Genomic DNA, 23785 nt, shown 5'->3' with positions numbered 1-23785 from the left:
GGTTCAAGCGCACATTAAAACTTGACCCCTCCCTCATGAGGAGGTTATTCCACGTTGCCGGAGCTGAACTCTTTCTTTACGGCACCTTCCCCTTGCGCAAGCTTACGCAGCCATTGGTTGACGTCCACGCCGGTTAAAGCTCCAACGGTTTCCGGCATTTTGGCAAGCAAATCCGTCACGTAGCTAGTAACCTTGCCTGCTCCGCCGTTCGGACCGCTTCCCCCTCCGTCGACGATGACGATTTTCTCCGTTCTGGACAGCGGCTCCGCAATCGCCCTCGCGATCTCCGGAAATTTCTCAATGATGAGCTCGATAACGGCCGCTTCGCCGTATTTACGCAAGGCATCCGCGATTTTGTCCTTCGCTTCCGCCTCGGCAAGGCCTTTAAGCCGGATGACGTCAGCCTCGGCCGTACCCTCCGCTCTTTCCTTATCGGCATTCGCGTTACCGGCGAGTCTTACCGATTCCGCCTCGGCTTTGGCCTTCGCTTCGATTTGGTACCGGTCGCCCTCCGCCCGCTGCTCCTGCGCGAAGCGCTCCGCCTCCGCCTGCTTCTTCACCGTCGCCACGAGCTCGAGCTCGCGCCGTTCGATTTCCTTGGACTCCAGCTCGATTTGTTTTTCCCTCTCGATAACCTGGATTTGCATCTCTTCGGCTTTGACGGATTGCATCGTGCGTGCTTCCTGCAGCTTATACGCTTGGTCTGCTTCCGCCTTCTTCATATCCTGCTCTTGCTTAAACGCCGCCTTCTTCACTTCCATCGCCTTATGCGCTTCGGCTATGTTCGTCTCCGCGGTGAATTCCGCTTTCTTGCCATCCTCAAGCGCCTTGGATTTGGCTACCTGTTCATCGCGGTAAGCATTCGCCTTGGCAATCTCGGCATCCCTCTTGACAGAGGCGATCTGGGGTTGCCCTAGCGCATCCAAGTACCCGTTCTTATCCCTAACGTCGCGAATCGTGAACGAAACGATCTGCAAGCCCATTTTGTTCAGATCGCTTGCCGCGACCTCTTGCACGTTCCTTGCGAATTCTTCCCGGTTCTTATACACGTCTTCTACGGTCATCGTGCCAAGGATTGCCCTAAGATGTCCCTCCATCGTCTGCGTCGCGATGCCCTTGAGCTCTGCGTCCGGTTTACCCAGAAATTGTTCCGCCGCCGTCGCCATCGATTCCTGATCGCCTTTGATCTTGATTTGGGCTACGCCGTCTACCATGACAGGAACGCCGTGAACGGTGTACACTTCTGGCGTATGGACGTCGACCGTCTGAACTTGCAATGACAGGAAGGATGCGCTTTGCACGATCGGCCAGACGAACGTACCGCCTGCCTTCACGATCTTCATGCCGTCGCGGGTAAGCGCGCCAGTCACGATCATTGCCTCGTCGGCCTTAACCGTGCGGTATCTAGAAGCGAATACGATGATGAGTAAGATAACGACAATTACGATGCCTACCGGAATGTACAACGTTGCGTCCATGCTCAAAGAAATCTCCCTCTCTTTATTCGAATATCGTTATATTTTTTCTACGACGAAGGTTCCCGCCGTCTCATCCAGGATTCTTACCTGCGATCCTTGCGGAATGGTCTCTTCCTCCAAAGCTTTTGCCGGCGCATTATGCCGCGTACCTCCTTGTTCATAAACGATTTCGCCCAATCGCAAGGCTTCTATTGATATAACGACCTTAGCTTCGAGACCGATCATCTCTTTCGACGAGTGCGCCGTACCCTTCTGAGCGGCTTGCAGCGGAAGAACGACCAAGAACAGGATTGCGGAAGAAACTCCTAGCGCAATTAGCAACGCCAGGCTTGTTACCGGGATAACCGACCAATTCGTATGATGCTGCAGCAAATACCCGATCCCGCCGAATACGGTCATGAAGGTCGCGATAATTGTCGGAGATAGGAACGGCAGCTCTCCGGCATGGAATTCCAGGCCGAACAAGTCGCCTACGATTGCCGTCAGCGCAGCATAAACAACTCCGATTCCAAACAGAATGATCATGGCAGTTTCCAATATACTCCCCCCTTTCCGGGTAAAACAAATAACCTGCTCCGAGCGATCATGCCGGAACAGGTTATTCCTAACTGCTCATCCCTCAATAGAATTTCTTCTGCTCCCGGTCCGCCTTTAGAATCTCAACCGCTTCCTTGAACCTCATGGAATGAACGATTTCGCGCTCGCGGAGAAACTTCAGACTGTCCTGAATGTCGACATCATCCGTATAATCGATCAACCATTGATAAGTAGCTCTCGCTTTCTCCTCTGCCGCTATGTCTTCGTATAGATCCGTGATCGGGTCTCCCTTGGCTTGAATATAGGCCGCTGTCCACGGAACTCCGGCGGCGTTATTGTAATATAAGGCGCTGTCGTGATTGACGTAATGAGTTCCGAGACCGGCAGCCTCCAGCTGCTCCGGGGTTGCGTCCTTCGTCAGCTTATAGATCATAGTAGCGATCATTTCTAAGTGGGCGAATTCTTCCGTTCCGATATCCGTAAGTAATCCAACCACTTTATCCGGTATCGAATACCTCTGATTCAAATACCGCAAAGCCGCCGATAGCTCCCCATCGGCTCCTCCATATTGTTCTACCAAGTATCGAGCCATTCGTGGATCGCACTTGCTCACCTTAACCGGATATTGCAGCTTTTTCTCATAAATCCACATCTTCTCGCCCCCTAATCACACTTGCCAAGGCCAGGGGCTATCCACCCACTGCCATGGAAAACGGCTATAGCTATGACCGAATTGCAGCAAAGGACCGTATTTCATCTCGAATTCGTTCGCCATATGTTGCCGCCTTTGTGCGAGCTGATTAAATTGCTGAACCGATTGCATATCCGTTGGATGGGTATCCAAATACAAGGTTAGCTCCACGAGGGCAAAGTCAACCTTCTGAAGCTCTTCCAGCTCCTTCCGGTAAGCTTCGTCGCCTCGCAGGTTTGGTTCCGGATTTTTGTTACGCTCATTGCGTTCGTTGCGGTCATTACGTTCATTGCGGTCATTACGTTCATTGCGGTCATCCCGTTCATATCGGTCAACCATTTGCCTTGCCTCCTTTTACCTCGCGTCTAGAAGGGTAAGGGCTATAGAGAGCCGGCCATAACGTTCCCCTGCGTAAGGCTTCGTCCAACGAATATTGCGGCAAGTTCATCGGTTGAAAAGCAATATACTGATTCGGCGGCACGACATACCATTTCACGCGAATTGGTGGACAAGGGTCATTAGAACTAACATACGGCATGTAATCTCGCCATTGGGCGTCGAACATGAAATTCCCCTCCTCGGATGTTCGCCAGACGTTCACAGAACCACTTTCATATCCGCTTATATCCTATGCCAATGCTCCGCAAGTTCAGACTAATAAAAAAAAGCCTTTGGAATGAGCTCCAAAGGCTAGCTTCGTAAATCGAAGCTCTGTTATTTGAAATCCTACCGTCCGAGATCGGCTTACGACGAAGCTGCTTGGCACTCCTCGCAAATCCCGTAAACCTCGAAACGATGATTTAATATTTTATAGCTTCCTGGAAGAGACATCTGCTGCTCCATCGGGCAATACTCGAACGTGAGCGTCTTCTCGCAATTGACGCAGATGAGATGGTGGTGATGATGGTCGAGGCAGCTCCCCTTGAATTTCAAACCGCCCTCCATGAAATAAAACTGTTCTAGTACGCCCATCTCGCTAAGCATGCGCAAATTGCGGTACACCGTATCGAAGCTGACGCTCGGGTATTTCTCGCTCATCTGATCGTATACGTCTTTGGGGGACAGGTATCCCTCGTTGTTGGTGAAGATCTGCGCTAACGTTCTGCGTTGGTCCGTAATTCTCCAACCGTTCCTCGACATCGTATCCAGCATGACCTGTCCCAAATTATGTTCCGACACCTGGCTCTCCCATTCCTTTCATAAACAAATCGAACTGCTGGTTATCCGTTATTGAAATTTGATCTTAAAGTCGAACAGGCCTGCCTTCCTCATCGCCATGAACACGATGACGACGATCGGACCCAAGAATACTCCGATGAGACCAACCAGCTCATAACCGACGTACAAGCTGATCAGAGCTGACAATGCACCTATACCCACTGCGTCTCCCAATATTTTAGGCTCTACGATGCGGCGGACAACGGTGATAACCAAGAAAAGAAGAATGAGTCCGACGCCCGTATATACTTCTCCGATGGCGAGTTGATAGACCGCCCAAGGGACAAGCGCCGAACCAACGCCCAACACGGGTAAAATATCGACGACAACGATCAATAAAGCTATAGCTAACGGATATCCTGTTCCTATGATCAGCAAGCCGACAAAAGCTAATACGTAAGTGATAACGCTGAGCAATAGCTGAGCGCGCAGGAATCCGAACACCGATTTGCGAAGGCTAAACAATACTTCCTCCACTTGCAATCTGGATTTGTCCTCGAACAGCGACAGGAACGAGCTCTTCATCGCAGGCATGCTTAAGGTAAACAGATATACGGCTACCAGGAACACGATGAAGAAAATAAAGAAATCCGGAATCCCCGACGCGAACCCGAACAGCACGCTGGATATCTTTGTCGATAATTGGGTCAACCCAGTGGTAGCGGTCGAAATCCATTTCTCCAATTGGTCTGGTACGGGCGCGGCTCCTTTGTTGGAAAACTGCTGCGCTCGTTCGATTAAATCCCTTATGTATTCATTCGCGCTCTCGAGCATGGAAGGCAGCTTATCGAAGAAAGCCTTCAGCTCGCTAACGAGCTTCATCCCGATTAATCCGAGCAATCCAAGCAGAATCACGGTAAACAAGGTGCTGGAGATCGTAGAAGCCGCCAGACGGTTCATTCTTCCTTTCTTCATGAGAAGCATCGTAAGAGGCTCGAGGAAAATAGCCGCGATAAGTGCCAACAAGAAGGGAGCTCCTACGGTGAATAATAAATATAAAAAGACAACGGATACGACCATCAACAGCAACGTGCGAATCGGCAATAACCTATCCCCTCTCTAGCCGAACTTCTTATTGATTCGGCTGATCCTTCGAAACAGACGCGGGTGTCTCGACGACGGCGATTTTATTCTTATAGATGTGCACCCTTTGAACGCGCAAGCGCTCCGTCTGGGCAATCTCGAATACATAACCGTCATGGATGACCTTCTGGCCTTTGGAGATATTGCCTTCCAGGTGGTTGAACAGCCAGCCGCCTATGGAATCGACTTCTTCGTCCTCGATCTCCAATCCGAACATGTTGTTCACGTCTTCAATAAGAATACGTCCTTCCACGGAGGTTAATTCCCCCTTCACGACGACGGTAGGCAGTTCGTCATCGAATTCGTCGTGAAGCTCGCCGACGATTTCTTCCAATATGGTTTCGGCCGTCAACATGCCGGCGGTTCCTCCGTATTCGTCAATAACGATGGCGACTTGCGATTTTTTAAGCTGCATGAGCTTTAAGATTTTACTGACTTCCATGGATTCCGGCACGCTAAGTATCGGCCTTAGGAAATCCTTGAGATCATGCTCTTCATCCGGATCGGCCGTCAACAAATCCGTAATATGGACAAACCCGAGAATCTGATCCTTATCTTCAAGTCCGACCGGATACCGAGTATGCTTGGTCAAGTATACCTGCTTCATGTTATCGGCATATGAAATGTTGGTGAATAAGCAATCCATGTCCGTCCTCGGCAGCATGACCTCGCGCGCAACCCGGTCCGCGAATTCGAACACGTTGTCGAACAGCGTCAATTCGTCTTTGTCGATAATCCCGCTCTTGGCGCTTTGGTTCATCAGGATGCGTATTTCTTCTTCCGTATGCGCCGCTTCATGTTCACCGGCCGGCTCAACGCCGAACAGCTTAAGCAGCCTGTTCGCAGTCCCGTTCAGGAACCAAATGAAGGGAAGGAAGGTTCGGTAGAACATTAGCAGAGGCCATGATAGCCACAACGACACGCCGACGGAACGCTGGATGGCAAGCGACTTAGGCGCTAGTTCTCCCAGCACGATGTGCAAAAAGGTGATGACGCAGAACGCTACGGTGAACGCGACTGTGTGGATCACCGTCTCATCGGTCACTCCGAAATTATGCAGGAGCGGAGCGATAATCAGATCCGCGATGGCCGGCTCCCCTACCCAACCGAGACCAAGCGACGCCAACGTAATGCCAAGCTGCGTTGCCGACAAATAGGCGTCCAATCTTTTGTTAACCTTAAGCGCGTACTTCGCCAGCACGTTGCCTTCATTCTCAAGCTGTGTCAATCTGGTCTGACGGACTTTAACCAACGCAAACTCGGAAGCGACGAAAAATCCGTTAAGAAGCACTAAGAACAAAACAAGAACAACGTTCCAAAATATTAAACCCCATTGTAGTTCCAAGTAAATCCTTCTCCTCCTCGTCTACCCGTACCGGCTATCGAAAAAAATCCGATGCCTTAGGGGATCGCGTGCTTGCTCTTAAAATCGATATCGCGGTAATACATGTCGGACACTAGCAGATTCGGTCCGCAGCAGCTCGCCGTCGGACAATGGCAATTCACGGCCTCCTGCATAGGATGTGCTCGCCACTTGGCGAATACGTCATCTAACTTCTCGTTCTGAATATTTCCAAAAGAAGGAACCGAGGCAAAGTCCGTGACATAGACATCTCCGCTGAACATATTTACATTTACCCGATTTCGTCCATCTGGATCATTTCGGACGGTAACGTTCTTCTCTTCCCTTAATCTTCTGACTAAACGCCGCTCTTCCTCGTTGTCGCTGCAAGCGAAGAACGGCAAAGTACCGAAAAGCATCCAAACGTCCGGATCGCGAGTGTTCAGCAACGTTTCAACGGCATCGAACATTTGCTCGCGGGTAACCGCGGGAAGACCCGATGCAAACGAGCTGGGATACATGGGATGGACTTCATGGCGCTGGCACCCCATCCCCGCGATCAATCTATGAATATCCGATATCTTGCCGTAAGTACGAAAGTTGATCATGGATTCGGCGGAAACGAATAACCCGCCTTTCGAAAGTCTTTGCGCGTTGTCGATCATTCTCTCGTACATCTTGGCGGTAGTATCTATGCGGACGTTCCTGCCTGTCCGGGCAAAGCCGATCCGATGAAAATCCTCCGCTTCCGTATAATTAAAAGATATGTGCATGACATCCAAATAAGGAGCGATGAGCTCATATCTTTCGTAATCCATCGTCACGTTGGAATTCAGCTGCGTCCGAATGCCGCGTGCCCGGGCATATTTCAGCAAGGGAAGCAGGATGTTGCGTACCGTCTCCATGCTGAAGGTCGGTTCTCCCCCGGTCATGCTGATCGTCTCTAGATGTTCGACTTCATCCAGCCTTCGAAAAATGAGCTCCATAGGCACATACGGAGCTTCCTTCATCGTCAAGCTGTCTCCTACGGCACAATGCTCGCATCTCATATTGCACAGATGGGTCACGGTTAATTCCACGCTCGTAAGCTCGTGACGCCCGAAACGTTGCAACGAACGAATCGGATCCCAGGGGTCGTTCTGGGGGGATAATGCTCTCCAGCCTGTTGGCGGCGCGAAAGGAACTGCTGCCGGTTGGGAAATTGCTTGCATAGTCATACTCCTGTCGTTTATTACGTTCCTTTTATTTTACTTGTCGAACGCAATAAAAACAAACTTTGGGCTCAAGATAAAACAAAACAAGCTGTCCCGGCACGCAGTACGCCTACAAGGGGACAGCCGTTATAAATCACGCGGGCAGAGGGCTCAACTCTTCCGCGCCCAACTCTATCTTGGAGATGAGAACGTTATGCCTCTTGGACAGATCCATATCGAACGGGGCTTTCAATTCCACGCCGTATTCATCCGTAAACACCCTGATGACCGGGCGGTGCGCGCAGGTCGAGTTAATGTCGCTAACGACAGCGCTTTGTCCCGTGTTCAGCTTAACCGTCAAACCAATCGGATAGATGGCAACATTATCGCGAAACAATTGCAGCATCGACGTATCGTATAGAATATCGCTGCCGGAATACAAAGCCTCCACCGCTTGATGCGGCAGCATGGCATTTCGGTATACCCGATGGTTCGTCATGGCGTCGTAAGAATCCACAATTCCGATCCATTTCGCATAATCGTGGATTTCGTCTCCCTTAATTCCCCTTGGGTACCCGGATCCGTCAATTCTTTCATGATGCTGGTATGCGCAATGGGCAGCCAACAACGGAATGTTCGGCTCATCCTTGAGAAGGTAATAACCGCGCTCCGCATGCCGTTTCATCTCTTCGAATTCAGTTGCGGAAAGCGTTCCCGGCTTCAGCAATACCTGCATGGATATTTGGGTTTTGCCAACGTCATGCAGAAGGGCGCCTAGGCCTAAAGTAATCAATTGTTCCTGATTATAACCGCTAGCCATGCCGAGCATCGTTGTATACACGCATACATTGAGCGAATGCTTGTATAGGTAATGATCCACCGTATGCAAATTCATAAGCATGATCATGGCATCCTGTTTATGACTTAGATCGTCCATAATCATCTGCATGACCTCTCTCATTTTTCGCCCTACGTAGGGATATGTACCTGTCTTACTACTCTTGCGAGGCTGGTCTACGAAAGTCCGGAAAGCGGTACGTATCGCTTGAATCGTGCGTCTCTGCGTCTCGTCGCTGAGCAATTCGGGGACGACCAGACCTTCCGTCCTAGAGTCTACAATGTAAAGAAAACTAATTCCGCACTCTCCCAGCCTGCGAATCAGCGTAGATGTCAGTTCGACCCCTTCCGCTAATAGCACGATACCCTCGTCGGAATAGATTTTTTTAGCCAGTTTCATGCCCGGACGACATAAAGAAATCGGCATCATGCGCATTTCGTGATAATTCCTCCTTCTACGTGTCGATTTCGTTCAAGAAGGCAATTTTTCCCTTAACATTTATCATCGGAAATCTCTTCGTAATATTTAAGAGATTTCCACAGGAAAAAATCGCTTTTTCCACAAAAATCGACATTGTTCATCATTTTCTTAACTTAATTCATGATGAACAAGTAGAACAAGGCGGCGATCAAGAAGCGATACCATGCAAAATACTTTAATTTGAACTTCTGCAGCACTTTTAGGAAAGCGACCACGACAATCCAAGCCACGATGAAGGAAACAATAAAGCCCGTCAAGAGGAATCCGAGATCTATGTCGCCCGAACGGAATTGATCCAGATTGCTTAGGATCTCGTAACCGGTCGCAACCGTCATGATCGGAATGGCAATGAAAAACGAGAAGTCGGCCGAGGCCCTGTAACTGACTCCGCCAAGCATACCCGCGGCGATCGTGGAGCCCGATCTCGAGAAACCGGGCCAGACGGCCGACACGCATTGTAGAACTCCGATAATCAAAGCTTGCTTATAGGTGATATCGTCCATCGTCTCAGCAGTCTTTTTGATTTTGCCGGAGTCGTATAATGCCTCTGTCACCCACATGTAAATTCCTCCCGCAACGAGAGCCCACAGAACCGGCGCGGGATGAAACCCGATTTCCTTGATATAGTCTCGAAAGAGGAACGCAACACCCATAGGAGGTATAATACCGAGCGCGACATGAATGAGATTGAGGCGCCGTTTAGGAAAAGAATCAACGGAGAGTCCGCGCACGGACTCCTTCTTGCCGAGTCCGAATATCTGCAGGATTTTCTGGCGATAGACGAGCGCGATGGCCAGAATAGCGGCGAATTGGATAACGATTTCGAAGGTCTTGAGCTGTTCTGGCGCTTCTTCGTAACCTAATAGCTTGTTCGTCAGGATCATATGTCCGGTAGAAGATACCGGGAGAAACTCCGTTAATCCTTCGACAATTCCGAGTATGATGGAATCAAACCAATGCAGCATTGTAACTGTTCACTCCTAATCCATTATCGTTTATCTATCTAGACATCAAAACTCCATCGAGGAAATCTGCTCTCTTTAATCCAATGTTCTTCGTTAAGCGCATGGGACAGTGCATTCCGGATGAATTCAGGCAAGAAATAACGGACATCCCGACCCTCCTTCAAGCCGACGTAACCTACTCCGAACGTAAACATATCCAAGGTTCCTACCGAATAGATCCGCGACTCGTCGAGAAGATCTCCATGAACTCTAACTTCCTTGACCCGATGATAAGGCGCTTGGGAAAGATCGGCCATTACCTCCAGCCCGTCCAGGCAAAGCATTCCCAATACCCGCCCCCGAAAGCCGAATCCGCGTATCTCAAGCTCTTGGAAATCAGGAAGCAGGCTCTCCTCGAGCGATCTGAGAATTAATGCACCGCTCAGCTTGATCAAACAAGGGTTAATCGGAGAAGGACAAATCGCATGAATCGTCTCTTCGGTAACCTTCCCGGATGAAAGACCCTGCAGCAGTTGTCCGGAATTGACGAGTCCGATCTCGGCGCCCGTGATGCGGCGAACCGCAATCGCCAGTAATGTCGGAAGGGGAGACTCCGCGTCGTTCCGACAATCCAGCGGCTCGGCCAAATCGGCGATCACCCTATTCATGGATAGTCTGGCTCGCTCGCGAAAACCTTCCACGAGATTATCCATTTCGGGTTGACGCGGATAATCGTCCGTCGCCAGGCTGCGGCCGGTAACCTTCACAAGCTTGTTGTCTTGATCGAACGCCAGTTCCAAGTGACCGATATAATAACCGAACTTCCCTGCCGCACAGATCGCCGTATTCCCGATAATAAGGGGAACCTCCAGAAGATGATGGGTGTGTCCGCCAAGAATAATGTCGATCCCCTCAATGGTGGAAGCTATTCGCTCATCTTGGCGTATTCCGAGATGAGACAATACGATCAACACGTCCACCTCGGGACGCAGACGATCTACCTCATCTTTCAAGACGTCGATCGGATTCCCGGCATCCCAGCCTAGAAGCTTATAATATTCGTTAAATGGAGCCGTAACGCCAATTAAACCAATACGTATCCCCGCTCTTACCAGCTTCAAATTAGGGACCATCCAGGAAGGACGCCGCTCGGTCTCGCTAAGCACCATATTCGCGCATACGATAGGGATCGGCATGTCCCGGAACAAGACATCGAGCTGCTCCAACGTATAGCTTAACCCTTCATTATTGCCGAACATGACGGCATCGAAGCCGATGTGCTCAAGAACCGCGCGATTCACCGCTCCTTGCGAGCCTTCGGTTTCCAAGCGCGCGCGATCTAGAAAATCCCCGCAATCCAGGACAAGGAACTTATCGTGATCCACGCGATCTTTAACTCGGCCCACGTATCCGGCGATACGGGAAGTCTCTTCGAAATGGCTATGTAAATCGTTCGTATGCAGGAGGGTAAGCGTCACGTTCGGCTTGGTCATCGGGATTTCAACCCTTTGCTAAGTTGGCTAGGCGCGATTTCGTTAAGAAATCCATAGATCGCCTCATCTCCTAGAGCGGCATCGGCGATAAAACGCAGGGTTGTGACGCTTTTAACATTAAGGCAAGCGCTTGTTCCATCCGGCACATACAGCCTTATCGGATAGCCTTTGGAAAGCGGTTGCCCTTCTATGGCATATTGAAGCAGCGAGCCGCTTAATTGATTCCAAGGGATCGTGGCTTGGAACTCATCCGCGGCCCGTACGGTTAAATGCGTCGGCGTTTCGAAATGATGTTCCCCGGGCGACTCCATCAAGGAATCGCGGAATGCGGAATACCATTGGCGCAAGTCAAATCCTTCTCCGACCGCCCCGGGAACGCGCGCCTCAACGGGGAACGCTTCGCCGGACAGCTCTGCCATCGCAAGCGGTGTGGTTGTGAATGTAACGTCATTCGGCATGATAACGGTCACGGACAATGATCTTCTCTCCTATCCTCCGATTTGCGACATCCGCCGCTCCGTCGGCACGTGGCTTTGTTTATCTCCCGCCAGCAAGGCAGCCATCTCATGATTCTCGGGTTTAATGTCCATTGCTTTGCGGAACAGCTCCTCCATGTCATCAGGCGATCCCAGCGCAGGTCTTACGTTCAATTCGTCTACCCAGTACAAGCATGGTTTAATATGGCCGTCCGCCGTAAGCCGGAGCCGGTTGCAACTCTTGCAGAAATGCTCGCTGATGGGGTGGATGAGTCCGAATGTTCCCGCTCCGCCGGCGATCCGCCAGTTCTCGGAGGGTCCGCTTCCTTTCGGCCCCTCCGCTTGCTCTAGCGTATAGCCCAAGCGGTTCGCTTCTTCCAGCACTCTTGAGAGCGGGAGATAGTGGTCTCTCCAGCCGGCATCGTCGTGTCCGATCGGCATGTACTCAATGAACCGGACATGCATCGCCTGCTCCATGGACAGCTTCAGGAAGCGGCCGATCTCATCCTCGTTGACTCCTTTTAACAGCACGCAGTTCAGCTTGATCGGACTTAAACCGGCCTCGACCGCGGCTTCCACGCCTTCCCATACCTTGTTCAGGTCTCCGCGGCGGGCGATGAATTTGAATCGCGTCGCATCCATCGTGTCCAAGCTAATATTCACGCGCTTAAGTCCCGCCTGCTTTAACTTGGCGGCTTGGGACGCAAGCAATAATCCATTCGTCGTCAGAGAGATGTCGTCCACTCCCGGCAATGCGGATAGACCGGCGATCAGTTCATCCAATCCCGGCCTCACCAGCGGTTCGCCGCCTGTAATTCTGAATTTACGGATGCCTAGCTTCGCGGCCGTAGCCGCTACTTCTATAATCTGCGAATACGATAGCAGTTTGTCTTGATCCATGAATACCATGCCCTCTTCCGGCATGCAATACAGGCAACGCAAGTTACAGCGGTCGGTTACGGAAATGCGCAAGTAGGTATGCTGTCTCCCGAACCGATCTATCAATTCCGGCATCACCACCAACTCCTTCATTGCCATTGTAGTGTCCCTATAGCATAACATTTTCACAGGCGATATGGTATGCTTGGGGAAGGTAATGTTTGACGTTTCACGGGAGGAAGTTGAACATACACATGACAAACTCTAATGAAAATCAATGGAAAATATCCTTATTCGCCGGACTAGCCGAGCGGTTAGGAACGCGCTCTCTACTCCTGTCATGGGAAGAAGAGCAACTGCGGGCCGGAATGATCAAGCAACGGTTGGCCGCTCAATTTCCCGAGCACTCCGACGTACTCTCTATAAGCTTCATGGCGCAAAATCAAGCTTACGCGCATGACGAGACCATCGTGAACCGTACGGACGAGCTTGCGTTGCTGCCTCCGGTCTCGGGCGGATCCGACGTGCCGACGAATGCCGAGGGCACGCTAGCGGAGGGCAAGCGCTACGCCATAACGGAAAGCCCCCTCGTAATCGATGGCGTCATATCCAAGGTATATCACCCCGACCACGGTGCCGCGATTGCCTTTGTAGGTACGACCCGGGAGTGGACCGCAGGCAAACGGACCGTTACCTTGGAGTACGAAGCGTATGTGCCGATGGCCGAATCCGCCCTCTCTCAGATAGGGGAAGAGATATCGGCTCATTGGCCTGGTACTCTGTGCGCCATCTCCCATCGAATTGGAAACGTCGGAATCGGAGAAGCGAGCGTAGTCATCGCCGTCTCCTCCGCCCACCGCGCGGATGCCTACGAAGCGAGCCGATATGCGATCGAGAGATTGAAGCAGAAAGTTCCGATTTGGAAAAAAGAAATCTACGAGGATGGCACGGAGTGGAAGGGGCATCAGCTCGGACCTTGGGATCCGACCGCTTCGCTCGAGCTGCCGGGAGGAGAGGCAAAATGACTTCTGTCAGTGGGGATGCGCGATACGCCAGACAAGTCCGGTTCGCGGCGATCGGAACGGAAGGACAAGCTCGACTGCTGCAAGCTCACGTCGCCGTCGTCGGCGTTGGAGCTCTCGGTTGCGTCATCGCCAATCAACTAGCCCGCGCGGGAGTTGGAAAATTGACGCTCATAGATCGTGACATCGTGGACCGCAGCAATTTGCAGCGCCAGCTGCTATTCGACGAGCAGGATGCGGCCCAAGGAACTCCGAAGGCAATCGCGGCCGCCACGCGGCTATCCGGGGTTAACAGCGGCATCACCCTACTCCCCCATGTAGCAGACCTAAGCACTTACAATGCGGAGACGCTTCTGTCGGGTGCCGATATCGTAATCGACGGAACGGACAACTTCGGCGCGAGGTATCTGATCAACGAATTTAGCGTCAAACATCATATTCCTTGGATATATGGCGGAGCTGTCGGCGCATCGGGAATGACTTTGACGATCGTCCCCGGTACGACGCCTTGTCTAAGCTGCCTATTTCCCGAGCCTCCGCCGGGCGGAACGTTGGATACTTGCGAAACGGCAGGAGTCCTCTCCCCGATCGTGGATACCATCGCTTCCATTCAGGTGATGGAGGCTATCAAGCTCATCACGGAACAGCGCGAAGCGCTTCATGGCTCGTTGCTCCAAATCGATCTCTGGCAGCATCAGTGGCAATCGTTATCGGTCAGCGGAGCTAGGAGGCCCTCCTGCCCCGTATGCGGGCAACGCCGTTTCGACGCATTGGAGGGAGAAGAAGCGCACGATGCGATGACCACCTCTCTATGCGGCAGGAACACGGTTCAAGTATCGCCCGTCAAGCCTTTGAAATTGGATCTTCAATCGCTCGAGCTGCGGCTTCGCGTAGCAGGCCGAACAGAGCTGAACCCCTACTCGCTGCGGTTGCACCTTCCCGAAGACATTACTTTTCTGCTCTTCGCGGATGGCCGCGCGCTCGTCATGGGTACGGACGAGCCTCATCTCGCGCGCCGTACTTACTCGGAGATCATGGGTGAGTAACGGATAATTTTTAAGAAATGGTTTGCTGTGAGGAGATAACGGTGTCAGTTTGTGCTCTAAGCCGCTGCCAGCGGTCTAAATGAGTGAAAACGGAGTCAGTCTGTGCTCTAAGCCGCTGCCAGCGGTCTAAATGAGAGAAAACGGAGTCAGTCTGTGCTCTAAGCCGCTGCCAGCGGTCTACATGAGAGAAAACGGAGTCAGTCTGTGCTCTAAGCCGCTGCCAGCGGTCTAAATGAGAGAAAACGGAGTCAGTCCGTGCTCTAAGCCGCTGCCAGCGGTCTAATGCTCTTCTAGCGATTCCATGCTTCAACCCGGACCTCGCGCAGCAATGTTTGATGATCGGCCAGGCGCACGTCGCCCGCCACGGAAGATAAAGCGTTGGCGCATCCCGCTGCGGCCGCGTATTGCAAGCATTCCACCGCAGGCCAATTTCTCGCGAAGCCGTAAGCGTATCCGGCAACGAATGCATCTCCGCACCCCACCGTGTTGACCACCTTAAGCTTAGGCGTCTGGACACGGTAGAGTTTCCCTTCCACGCCGGCAACCGCTCCTTCACCTCCCAAGGTAACGACCACGTTCGCAATCCCTTTGTTCATAAGGGATACGACTCCCTCGTAAAGATCGTTTTCAATTGTCCCGGCCAGCAATGGTACGATTTCTTCTTCGTTCGGCTTAATGAATGATGGCTTAGCCAACAAACCTTGCGATAGAGGCTTACCGCTAGCATCCAGGAACACCTCCGCCCCGGCAGCGCGCGCGATACCGATCAATTGTGCATATAATCCTGGATGCAGTCCTTTAGGAATGCTCCCCGAAAAAATGACTAGAGCCGACTCTTGAGCCAATTGATGAAGCTTGCGCTTCAAATGGTCCAAATGCTTCTCGCGGATGTCGGGACCCGGCTCTAGAATTTCGGTTGACGTGCCGTCGCCGCGATCGATGAAATTCAAGCACAGCCTCGATTCTCCCAAAGCTTCTACGAATTCCGCCTCGATGCCTATCTCCTTCACTTGGTCGATAATGAATTTACCGTTGTATCCGCTCGCGAATCCCGTAGCGGCTACCTCCGTGTGTCCCAACTGGCGAAGCACGCGGGCGACGTTAACGCCTTTGCCGCCTGCCGCCGATAATACGCTCTCCGCGCGCATGACCGTGCCTTTGACCAAAGTCGGAACATAATAGGTTTTGTCGATAGCCGCATTTAAGGTTACTGTCGTAATCTTCTTTCTTTTTTTCGATTCCATCCGGTTGACCTGCCCTCTTCGTCTAAGCTTTGCCTATAGAGCCGCATAGACGCATTTTTTCGATTGCCGCAGCTTTCAACGCTAGTTTCGCAGGAACCATGTATTTGCGAGGATCGTTCTCTTCCGGGTTGGCCGCGAATACTTCCTTGATCGCGTCGGAGAAAACGATACGCAGCTCCGTTGCCACGTTCATCTTGGACATACCGAGGGAAACGGCCTTTCTCACCTGATTTTCCGGGATACCGGATCCTCCGTGAAGAACGAGCGGAATGGATACCTTGGACGCGATTCGCCCGATCCGATCGAAATCGATATTCGGATCTCCTTTATATATACCGTGAGCTGTACCGATTGCGGGAGCTAACGTATGAACGCCCGTCAATTCCACGAATTTGGCGCATTCATCCGGATCCGCGAGAAGAGCGTCGCGCTCGTCCACGACGATATCGTCCTCCACGCCGCCGACTCGGCCTAGTTCAGCCTCGACATTAACGCCTACCGCCGCAGCAGCCTCAACGACTTTGCGGGTAGCAGCGACATTCTTATCGAATGGATCATGGGAAGCGTCGATCATTACTGAGGTATATCCCGCACGAATGCATTGCATGATGATGCCGAAGTCTGAGCAATGATCAAGATGCAAGGCAATCGGCACGGAGCTTCTATTGGAGGCAACGGTAGCCGCAGCTGCGATATAATCCGCTCCCAGATGCTTAACCGTGCCTACGGTAGATTGAATGATGAGCGGGGATTTCGTTTCCTCTGCCGCTTCGACTACGGCTTGCAACATTTCCAGCGTGTGAACGTTAAACGCTCCGACGCAATAGCCTTCTGCTCGGGCTTTCCGTAAGAGCGGAGTTGATGATACCAATGCCATGATTAATTCCTCCGTTATGATCTGGTATGATATTGTCTCGCGTATAATGCACTCCCGATAATGCCGGCGTCGTCGTTATGCTCAGCCGCCACAACCCTCAAACCTTCCCGGAAATCGGGCAACAGCAAACGAAATAATTCATCCCGGAGGGGGGCCAATATTCTTTCACCCGCCAGCGCGCCCCCTCCGCCTATGACGATCACCTCCGGGCTTAACACCATAGCCGCTGCTGCTAAAGCCCGGCCGTTAAGAGTACCCGCACGAGTTAGAACCTCTGTCGCGAGAATATCTCCTTCATCCATCGCTTTAGAGAGATCCGCCGCGGACAGTCTATCTATCGAATCGCCCGGATACCATTCCTGCAGTACGCTCTTGCGGCCCTTGAGAATTGCTTTCTTAACCTGCCTCACCATGCCGGAAGCGGAAGCAACGGTCTCTAAGCATCCGAATAATCCGCATGCGCACGGCTCCTCTACGCCATCCATTCGAACATGTCCGATCTCTCCGGCCATTGCCTTGTAACCGTAATGGAGTTGTCCGTCCATCACCATCGCGGCCGCGATGCCGGTTCCGATCGTAATGCCGAGCACTTGCCCGAAACCGCGTCCAGCGCCAGCTACCGCTTCTCCGTAGACATATAGCCTTACGTCGTTGTCGATGCGGACGGGTAAGCCGAGTAAGGTTTCCAGCTCGTCAACTACCGGGACATTGCGCCAATTCAAATTGCCGGCGAATCGGGATATACCCGCCTTCGGGTCGACGAGGCCGGGAATTCCGACGCCCACGCAGGACACCTCGTGCTCGCTTTGAAACTCGTCGCGAACTTCACGCACCATGTCCGCGATCCGGCCGAGCACGGCGGAATGTCCCGAATGGGCATGAGTCGGACGTTTGAGCTTCCGAAGCACGCGTCCATTCTCATCCACGGCTCCGCAGACGATGTTCGTCCCTCCGACATCAACCCCGATTGATAAGACCATCGAAGAAAATCCCCTTCCTCCTAAGAGTCTGATAAGGCCATACTCGCCAGATAAACCTTTACATTCATTAGGTCTAACGCTTTATATAACGATGCTGCCGGCTTTTCATCCGTAATGCAAGCGTGAAGCTCTGTCAGCGCGGCTACGTGAAACAGCGAGGATTTGCCGATTTTCGTCCGGTCGAATACCGCGATCGTCCGGTCGGATCTCTTCATAAGCAGGCTGGCGATGTTCGCTTCGAGCTCAGAGTAAGTACTTACGCCTTGTTCCGTAATCCCGTCGATACCCATAAACATTTTATGAATATTGAGCGCCTTCACCGTCTGTTCCGCTAGAGGTCCGCATAATTCGAAGCTCTTATTCCTAAGCACGCCTCCTGTCAACACCACCTGAAGCTCTTCGTTATCTGCAAGCTCCATCGCAATGTTAACCGCGTTGGTCACGACCGTGATGTTCCGCCTTTTCTTCAAAGCTTTCGCGATGAGAAAAGTCGTCGTTCCGCCCGTTAAGCCGATGACGTCGCCCTCTTCCACGAGGGATGCCGCCCTTTCCGCAATCACTTCCTTCTCCCGGAATAATTCACCTTGCTTCTCGCGGAAGGGGACTTCGCGGATAATCCCGCCGCCTTCGTACTTGGCTCCCCCGCCCATCGTGCGTATCACTCGGCCGGTTTTCTCCAGGTCGTCGAGATCCCGTCTTGCCGTCGCTTCCGAACAATCGAATTTTTCCGTCATTTCCCCCAAGGAAATGCTTCCGTAACGTTCAAGATAAGCAAGCACCTGCTCTTGCCGTTCCGATTTGTTCCGCGTCATCTTCGTGACTCCCTTATGGTCAGATCGTAACTACCTGCGTTAGATTCCTAGGATGATCGGGGTCTACTCCCCGCTTCATCGCCGTGAAGAACCCGAAGTATTGCAACAACGGCAGGTGTAGAACCGCCCGCGCCTCATCCGAAAGCGTCTCCCCGCCAATCTCGAAAACCGCATCGGCGAAGGCGGTGTCTTTTCCTTTTGACGTTGCGACTAGAAGCACGAATGCGCCGTAGGCCTTCATTTCCTCCGCGACTTTTAATTCGTATGCACGGGCTTGCTCGGAGACTAGGAGGCATACTAGCGTTCCCGGCTCCACGACCGATTTCGGCCCATGCCTGAACTCGAGCGTGCCATAGCTTTCCGTCCATACGTAAGACATTTCCTTCAGTTTCAAGCCCACTTCCTGCGAAAGTCCGTAATACGCACCCATTCCTAGATAAATGTATTTGATAAATTCGTTATCCTCGACCAAGCTCTCCGCGAAGCTCTTGCCGCGATTCACGATATCGCCATGGAGCTTAAGAACCGCTTCCATTTGCTCCGCGTAATGTCCGCCTGCCGCCAGCGCGATAGCCGCCTGCATCATGTAGGTCATGCTGCTGAACGACTTTGTCATAACCGTGCTTTGCTCTTTGCCGAGCGGGGATATGAGACATGGAGCCATCAAGGCTAATCGACTTGTCTTGTAGCAGCTAATTCCGCAAATCGTCCAGTTGGACAGCGCCTTAACGGATTCCAATGCAAGGATCACTTCGGAAGATTCCCCCGACCGCGACACGCCGACGAGAAGAACTTTGCGTCCGCGTGCAACCGATTGGTCCCTGAACAGGAAGATATCCGAGGACGGCAACGCGACCGCGCTTCGGCCAAGCCACGACTTGAACGTGGTCGCCATGACTTGAGCTTGGTAATAAGAAGAGCCGGATCCGATAAATACGACCTCTTCGTACTCGGTGTCGCCGAAATAAGAATGAACCCAATCCTCTTGATTTTTCAATTGTTCCCAAGCTGCCGCAAGGGCCTCAGCCTGTCCTCCGATTTCGGGAAGCGTTAGTTGGCCTCTCGTCAAAGTTACCACTCCTGTCATTTCATTTAATAATGCAATTATAATTCAATCATAATGAAATTTTCAATCACCAATTTGATTAAAAATATCAATACAAATTCTAGGTTGCAAGCAAATGCTTTACTTGGTAGCATGTAAATTAGAAATATTTAACCGAATTTCCTCAATTATTCGAATATCCTGTCGAGGTGTGACATGAGAGTCCATATTACCGAAGTTAAATCAGGCGATCGATTAGCGGAGGATATCTACAATGCCTTCGGATTGCACGTTCTTTCGAAAGGGGCAACCCTGAACGAAAAAGAATTGACCAGGATGTATCAGCACCAGATCGACTATCTCGAAATCGATTGGCGTCCAGGCCAAACTCCGGTTAATGAGGAATCGGCGCCAACTCCCTCTTACAATCCGCTCCTTCGTCCGCTTTACCACGATGCGGTGGCCGGAGCCGAGCAGTTGTTCGAACGCGCGCTTGCGGAAGGCCGTATATACGAGGAAGACATCCAGGTGAGCTTCCAGCCTCTTGTCGAGAATTTTCGCGCGGAACGGGATGTCGTATCCCTATTGCTGATGCTGAACAGTCAGGACGATTATACCTATCAGCACTCCGTGCAAGTTGGAATGCTCAGCTATTACATAGCACGTTGGCTCGGCTGGAGCGAGGAAGAAACGGTACGCGCGGGGAAAGCCGGTTTTCTTCACGATATCGGCAAATGCAAGATCGCCGATATTATCATAAACAAACCGGACAAACTTACCGAAGAGGAATACGAGGAAATGAAGAACCATCCTCAGCACGGTTACGATATCTTAAAGAGCTCCTTCGACGATCCGGCTATCGCCTTAGCCGCCTTGCAGCACCATGAACGCATGGACGGCAAGGGTTATCCGTCAGGCTTAACGGGCGAGAAAATTCATCCCATGGCTAAGATCGTTGCCGTAGCAGATGTATATAGCGCCATGATCTCCTCTAAGGAGTACGGGGAGAAGCGCGACTTGCTTCACGTTCTTCGCGACATGTACGAGCTAAGCTTCCAAGAGCTTGATCCCGACATTACTCATACTTTTATCCGCCATATGATCCCGAATTTTATTGGCAAGAGGGTAGATCTTACTTCAGGGGAGTCAGGTATCATCGTCATGACCCATCCGACGGATTTCTTCCGTCCGCTCGTTCAGGTAGGAGAGCAATTTATCGATCTGTCCGTAAATCGGAAGATAGAAATCACGCAAGTCCATACGTAAAAGCCAAAGGCACTTCCCGCAGCGGGAAGTGCCTTTATTCGTCATTATACGTTTACAAATAACGCTTGGCGAAGAGGAAAGTTCTTTTCCAATAGGGCTGATTAATCGGCGTGATTTGAACGCCTTTAAGGGACTGCGGACTTGAATGGATCATGTTGCCGCCCCCAATATAGATGCCTACGTGTCCAACGGTTTCATTACTCTTGAACCGACCCGGCACATAGAAAAATAGCAGATCCCCGATTTCCAGGTTGTCCCTCGCGGCGTAGGTCCCCTTCTCCGCTTGCTGCTGCGCGACTCTAGGCAAGTCTACGCCGAACTGTTCAAACACGTACTGCGTGAACGAAGAGCAGTCGAAAGTTCCGGTTTCCTTGTACGGTCCCGTTCCGAACTCATATTCGATCCCCAGAAATTTCTTGGCGAAAGCAACTATTGGCTCATCGTCCGACTCGCCTGAAGCTATGGCCACCGCGGGCTTCGCGGGTTTCTTAGGCTTCGCGTCCGAGAAATCCAAAGACTGGCCGGACGCCCCCGTTTCATTCGGGGAAGGCTTCGGGAAGAAGGCGACATCATCCGTCTCGACGGTGAATACCGTTACGTCGCCGAACAGCTTCTGGAGGCTGGATACCGACATGTAAAGCTGATTGTCGGCTTTGATCGCAGAGGCGGGCATACGTATATTCTTCCCCGCCCAATTCACCGTGCTTTGGCCCGTCCGGAATATCCAAGCCGCATCGTAGTCGCCTATTCCGTAAGAGCCGTCGCGCAACCATGCACCCTGATATCCCGTCGCTTGAGTCAGATCGCCTAGAGATACGTATGCCGTGTTCTGGAGCTGGCGAATCGGAACGATATGTCGTCCTTCCGTCAAATCCGAAGGCGATTGCCCGTCCGACTGGACCTTTACGGGGCCGGAATGTTGCTTCAAATCTTTCGTATCACCCGGATTGTAGACGCAACCTGACAAGAGAAGCAGGCCTATTGCCGCAGATAATATTCTCATGAGCTTCATGGGTTGAGCCGCCTTCCAAATGGATATCGATACTCCCTTTAGGATGACGTTCCCTCGTTCCGTTTATACTTCCTCTAAATAAACGAAAAGGCAGTTTCCCTTGTTATTGGGAACTGCCTTTTGCATTACCTTGGTTTGTTTATAATCCATGCGTGGTCCTGATCGTTATGAAACTTCCATAACCGCTTAGGTCCTGCCATGACGTTCAAATAATAAACCTCATAACCCGGAGGGGCCGATACCGGGTGGTAACCCCGCGGCACCAACACCGCTTCGCCGTTCTTAACCGCCAGCGTTTCGTCAAGCGACCTGTCGTCGGTATAAACCCGTTGAATAGCAAAGCCTTGCTCCGGCTGCACGCGGAAATAGTAAGTTTCCTCTAGCAAGGATTCCTCCGGCAACGCATCCCGATCATGCTTATGCGGAGGATAACTGGACCAATTTCCTTCCGGAGTAAACACTTCAACTACTAGCAAGGAATCCGCGGGCTCACCTTCGGGTAAAATGTTATGAATATGCCGCTCGACGTTTCCTTGCCCTCTCGTCTCGACGCCCACCTGCTCCGGGGATATCAACCGTGCCGCATGCGTACCTTTGCCAGGAGCGGAGCATACCGCTATTTCCAAGTCGGTCAAGGCCTTGATTTCATATTGGTCTTCGTTAGGGACATATACCGAGTAAGGCGGCGTTTTCTCGAACACGCTCATCCGCTTGCCGATATTCATCCATTCCGCATGGTTGGTCCGTATGTCCGCTTTACCGCTTAGGAGCACGAGACACATTTCGAAGTCCCCCGTGTTCCGTTGCAGCGTTTCGCCTGCTTTGAGGTGTACCGCTTCGAATCCGACATAAGTCCATCCTGCGGATTCCGGCGTGACCGACAGGACGGAGCCGTCCTCTTTGGGCTGCCTAAGGGGCTTTACGATCAAATCAGACATTTAGACTTCTCCTCCCGCTTTGCCCGTGCTGCCGAATAGGCGCATCTTAGCCGCAACGGACTCTTGGATCGCTTTTCTTGCCGGTATCAAATAATGGCGGGGATCGTATGCCTCGGGATGCTCCTGCAAATAGGATCGAATTGCCGTTGTGCATGCGATTTGATTATCCGTATTCACGTTGATCTTGGCCGTTCCTAGGGAAATCGCCCGGCGGATTTCCTCATCCGGGAGCCCGCTTCCGCCGTGCAGAACGAGAGGAAGACCGGTTAAACGCCTGATTTCCCCCATCCGATCGAAACCAAGTTTGGGCTGGCCTCTGTATGGACCGTGAACGGAGCCAAGCGCAGGCGCCAGGCAGTCGATGTCGGTCTCCCTGACGAGGCGGACGCAATCTTCCGGAACGGCGTACATCGCTTCCGCTTCGTCGACCACGAGATCGTCTTCCCGCCCGGTGATCCTGCCAAGCTCCGCTTCCACGCTCGCTCCAAGCACATGAGCCGCTTCCGTCACGCGCTGCGTAATTTCGATATTTCGTTCCAGCTCATGATGGGAAGCATCGATCATGACCGACGTGAACCCGGCGTGAAGCGCGCGAATGCACACCTCGTAAGATGAACCGTGGTCCAAGTGAAGCGCGACGGGCACGGTAATCCCGTAATGCTCGATCAACGACTCGACCATCCCCGTAATGAAGGGCAATCCGCCCATGTAAGGAATATAAGCTTCGCTTACGCCCAGAATAACCGGGGAGCTTTCCTCGTTCGCGGCGATCAATATGGCCTGCGTGAATTCCAGGTTATTCAGGTTGAACTGACCGACCGCGTATTGTCCGGCAAGCGCTTCTTGAAGCATCGCTTTCATCGATACGAGAGCCAATGGGATTCATTCCTT

Annotated in this window: 25 protein-coding genes; 3 read left to right on the top strand and 22 right to left on the bottom strand. The window is 52.0% G+C overall.

Features of this window, described 5'->3' with window-relative positions; genetic code table 11:
- Window positions 1–44 precede the first annotated feature (44 nt).
- The 14 genes from E2980_RS02345 to moaA form a co-directional block, all read right to left on the bottom strand.
- Window positions 45–1478, bottom strand: coding sequence for a flotillin family protein (locus E2980_RS02345; RefSeq protein ID WP_167746942.1), 1434 nt, complete (start codon window positions 1476–1478; stop codon window positions 45–47).
- Between the two features lie 36 nt (window positions 1479–1514).
- Window positions 1515–2015: an NfeD family membrane protein gene (locus E2980_RS02340; protein ID WP_135150522.1), complete on the bottom strand. Its 501-nt coding sequence runs from the start codon at window positions 2013–2015 to the stop codon at window positions 1515–1517.
- 82 nt (window positions 2016–2097) lie between these two features.
- Window positions 2098–2667: a manganese catalase family protein gene (locus E2980_RS02335; RefSeq protein WP_135150521.1), complete on the bottom strand. Its 570-nt coding sequence runs from the start codon at window positions 2665–2667 to the stop codon at window positions 2098–2100.
- Between the two features lie 15 nt (window positions 2668–2682).
- Window positions 2683–2940 (bottom strand): spore coat protein CotJB, encoded by a 258-nt coding sequence (locus E2980_RS02330; RefSeq protein ID WP_240702843.1) that lies wholly within the window; start codon window positions 2938–2940, stop codon window positions 2683–2685.
- 97 nt (window positions 2941–3037) lie between these two features.
- Window positions 3038–3271 (bottom strand): spore coat associated protein CotJA, encoded by a 234-nt coding sequence (locus tag E2980_RS02325; RefSeq protein WP_135150519.1) that lies wholly within the window; start codon window positions 3269–3271, stop codon window positions 3038–3040.
- Between the two features lie 179 nt (window positions 3272–3450).
- A complete protein-coding gene (locus tag E2980_RS02320; RefSeq protein ID WP_135150758.1) occupies window positions 3451–3858 on the bottom strand; it encodes a Fur family transcriptional regulator in 408 nt (135 codons plus the stop codon).
- 75 nt (window positions 3859–3933) lie between these two features.
- On the bottom strand, window positions 3934–4968 hold the full coding sequence (gene ytvI / locus E2980_RS02315; RefSeq protein WP_135150518.1) for a sporulation integral membrane protein YtvI: 1035 nt from the start codon (window positions 4966–4968) through the stop codon (window positions 3934–3936).
- 28 nt (window positions 4969–4996) lie between these two features.
- Window positions 4997–6358 (bottom strand): hemolysin family protein, encoded by a 1362-nt coding sequence (locus tag E2980_RS02310; protein WP_135150517.1) that lies wholly within the window; start codon window positions 6356–6358, stop codon window positions 4997–4999.
- 50 nt (window positions 6359–6408) lie between these two features.
- The gene (gene yfkAB / locus E2980_RS02305) at window positions 6409–7560 is read right to left on the bottom strand and encodes a radical SAM/CxCxxxxC motif protein YfkAB (RefSeq protein ID WP_135150516.1); all 1152 of its coding nucleotides are present in this window, start codon (window positions 7558–7560) and stop codon (window positions 6409–6411) included.
- Window positions 7561–7696: 136 nt separating this feature from the next.
- Window positions 7697–8815 (bottom strand): HD-GYP domain-containing protein, encoded by a 1119-nt coding sequence (locus E2980_RS02300; RefSeq protein ID WP_135150515.1) that lies wholly within the window; start codon window positions 8813–8815, stop codon window positions 7697–7699.
- A gap of 158 nt (window positions 8816–8973) precedes the next feature.
- Window positions 8974–9825, bottom strand: a complete 852-nt coding sequence (locus E2980_RS02295) for an undecaprenyl-diphosphate phosphatase (protein ID WP_135150514.1) — start codon at window positions 9823–9825, stop codon at window positions 8974–8976.
- Between the two features lie 38 nt (window positions 9826–9863).
- Window positions 9864–11297 carry a bifunctional metallophosphatase/5'-nucleotidase gene (locus E2980_RS02290; RefSeq protein WP_135150513.1) on the bottom strand — a complete coding sequence of 478 codons (1434 nt, stop codon included), beginning with the start codon at window positions 11295–11297 and terminating at the stop codon, window positions 9864–9866.
- Window positions 11294–11767, bottom strand: coding sequence for a molybdopterin-dependent oxidoreductase (locus E2980_RS02285; RefSeq protein WP_240702841.1), 474 nt, complete (start codon window positions 11765–11767; stop codon window positions 11294–11296). Before E2980_RS02285 ends, E2980_RS02290 begins: the two co-directional genes overlap by 4 nt.
- Window positions 11768–11785: 18 nt before the next feature.
- Window positions 11786–12787: a GTP 3',8-cyclase MoaA gene (gene moaA, locus E2980_RS02280; protein ID WP_205699911.1), complete on the bottom strand. Its 1002-nt coding sequence runs from the start codon at window positions 12785–12787 to the stop codon at window positions 11786–11788.
- 119 nt (window positions 12788–12906) lie between these two features.
- On the opposite strand from moaA, the gene E2980_RS02275 reads away from it, so the two are divergent.
- A complete protein-coding gene (locus E2980_RS02275; protein ID WP_135150512.1) occupies window positions 12907–13677 on the top strand; it encodes a molybdenum cofactor biosynthesis protein MoaE in 771 nt (256 codons plus the stop codon).
- Window positions 13674–14720, top strand: coding sequence for a ThiF family adenylyltransferase (locus E2980_RS02270; RefSeq protein WP_135150511.1), 1047 nt, complete (start codon window positions 13674–13676; stop codon window positions 14718–14720). Before E2980_RS02275 ends, E2980_RS02270 begins: the two co-directional genes overlap by 4 nt.
- Before the next feature lie 290 nt (window positions 14721–15010).
- On the opposite strand, the gene E2980_RS02265 is transcribed toward E2980_RS02270, so the two are convergent.
- The 5 genes from E2980_RS02265 to E2980_RS02245 are packed head-to-tail and all read right to left on the bottom strand — an operon-like array spanning window position 15011 to window position 19720.
- A complete protein-coding gene (locus E2980_RS02265; RefSeq protein ID WP_135150510.1) occupies window positions 15011–15964 on the bottom strand; it encodes a 1-phosphofructokinase family hexose kinase in 954 nt (317 codons plus the stop codon).
- A gap of 22 nt (window positions 15965–15986) precedes the next feature.
- The gene (gene fba, locus E2980_RS02260) at window positions 15987–16841 is read right to left on the bottom strand and encodes a class II fructose-1,6-bisphosphate aldolase (protein WP_205699910.1); all 855 of its coding nucleotides are present in this window, start codon (window positions 16839–16841) and stop codon (window positions 15987–15989) included.
- A gap of 14 nt (window positions 16842–16855) precedes the next feature.
- Window positions 16856–17821, bottom strand: coding sequence for an ROK family protein (locus tag E2980_RS02255; protein ID WP_135150508.1), 966 nt, complete (start codon window positions 17819–17821; stop codon window positions 16856–16858).
- Between the two features lie 20 nt (window positions 17822–17841).
- Complete coding sequence (locus tag E2980_RS02250) at window positions 17842–18633, bottom strand: DeoR/GlpR family DNA-binding transcription regulator (RefSeq protein ID WP_135150507.1); 792 nt, start codon at window positions 18631–18633, stop codon at window positions 17842–17844.
- A 19-nt stretch (window positions 18634–18652) separates the two neighbouring features.
- The gene (locus tag E2980_RS02245; RefSeq protein WP_135150506.1) at window positions 18653–19720 is read right to left on the bottom strand and encodes an SIS domain-containing protein; all 1068 of its coding nucleotides are present in this window, start codon (window positions 19718–19720) and stop codon (window positions 18653–18655) included.
- Window positions 19721–19894: 174 nt separating this feature from the next.
- On the opposite strand from E2980_RS02245, the gene E2980_RS02240 reads away from it, so the two are divergent.
- Window positions 19895–20944, top strand: coding sequence for an HD-GYP domain-containing protein (locus tag E2980_RS02240; RefSeq protein WP_135150505.1), 1050 nt, complete (start codon window positions 19895–19897; stop codon window positions 20942–20944).
- A gap of 52 nt (window positions 20945–20996) precedes the next feature.
- Here E2980_RS02240 and E2980_RS02235 read toward each other — a convergent pair whose 3' ends face one another.
- The 3 genes from E2980_RS02235 to fba (E2980_RS02225) form a co-directional block, all read right to left on the bottom strand.
- On the bottom strand, window positions 20997–21956 hold the full coding sequence (locus tag E2980_RS02235; protein ID WP_135150504.1) for a C40 family peptidase: 960 nt from the start codon (window positions 21954–21956) through the stop codon (window positions 20997–20999).
- A gap of 125 nt (window positions 21957–22081) precedes the next feature.
- Window positions 22082–22894, bottom strand: coding sequence for a 5-deoxy-glucuronate isomerase (gene iolB / locus E2980_RS02230; RefSeq protein ID WP_135150503.1), 813 nt, complete (start codon window positions 22892–22894; stop codon window positions 22082–22084).
- A complete protein-coding gene (gene fba, locus E2980_RS02225) occupies window positions 22895–23770 on the bottom strand; it encodes a class II fructose-1,6-bisphosphate aldolase (protein WP_135150502.1) in 876 nt (291 codons plus the stop codon).
- Between the last annotated feature and the right edge of the window lie 15 nt (window positions 23771–23785).

The organism is Cohnella luojiensis, assembly GCF_004564235.1.
Classification (GTDB): Bacteria; Bacillota; Bacilli; order Paenibacillales; family Paenibacillaceae; genus Cohnella; species Cohnella luojiensis.
The sequence above is the reverse complement of the archived record's forward strand: the minus strand, read 5'-3'. Positions and strand labels throughout refer to the sequence as shown.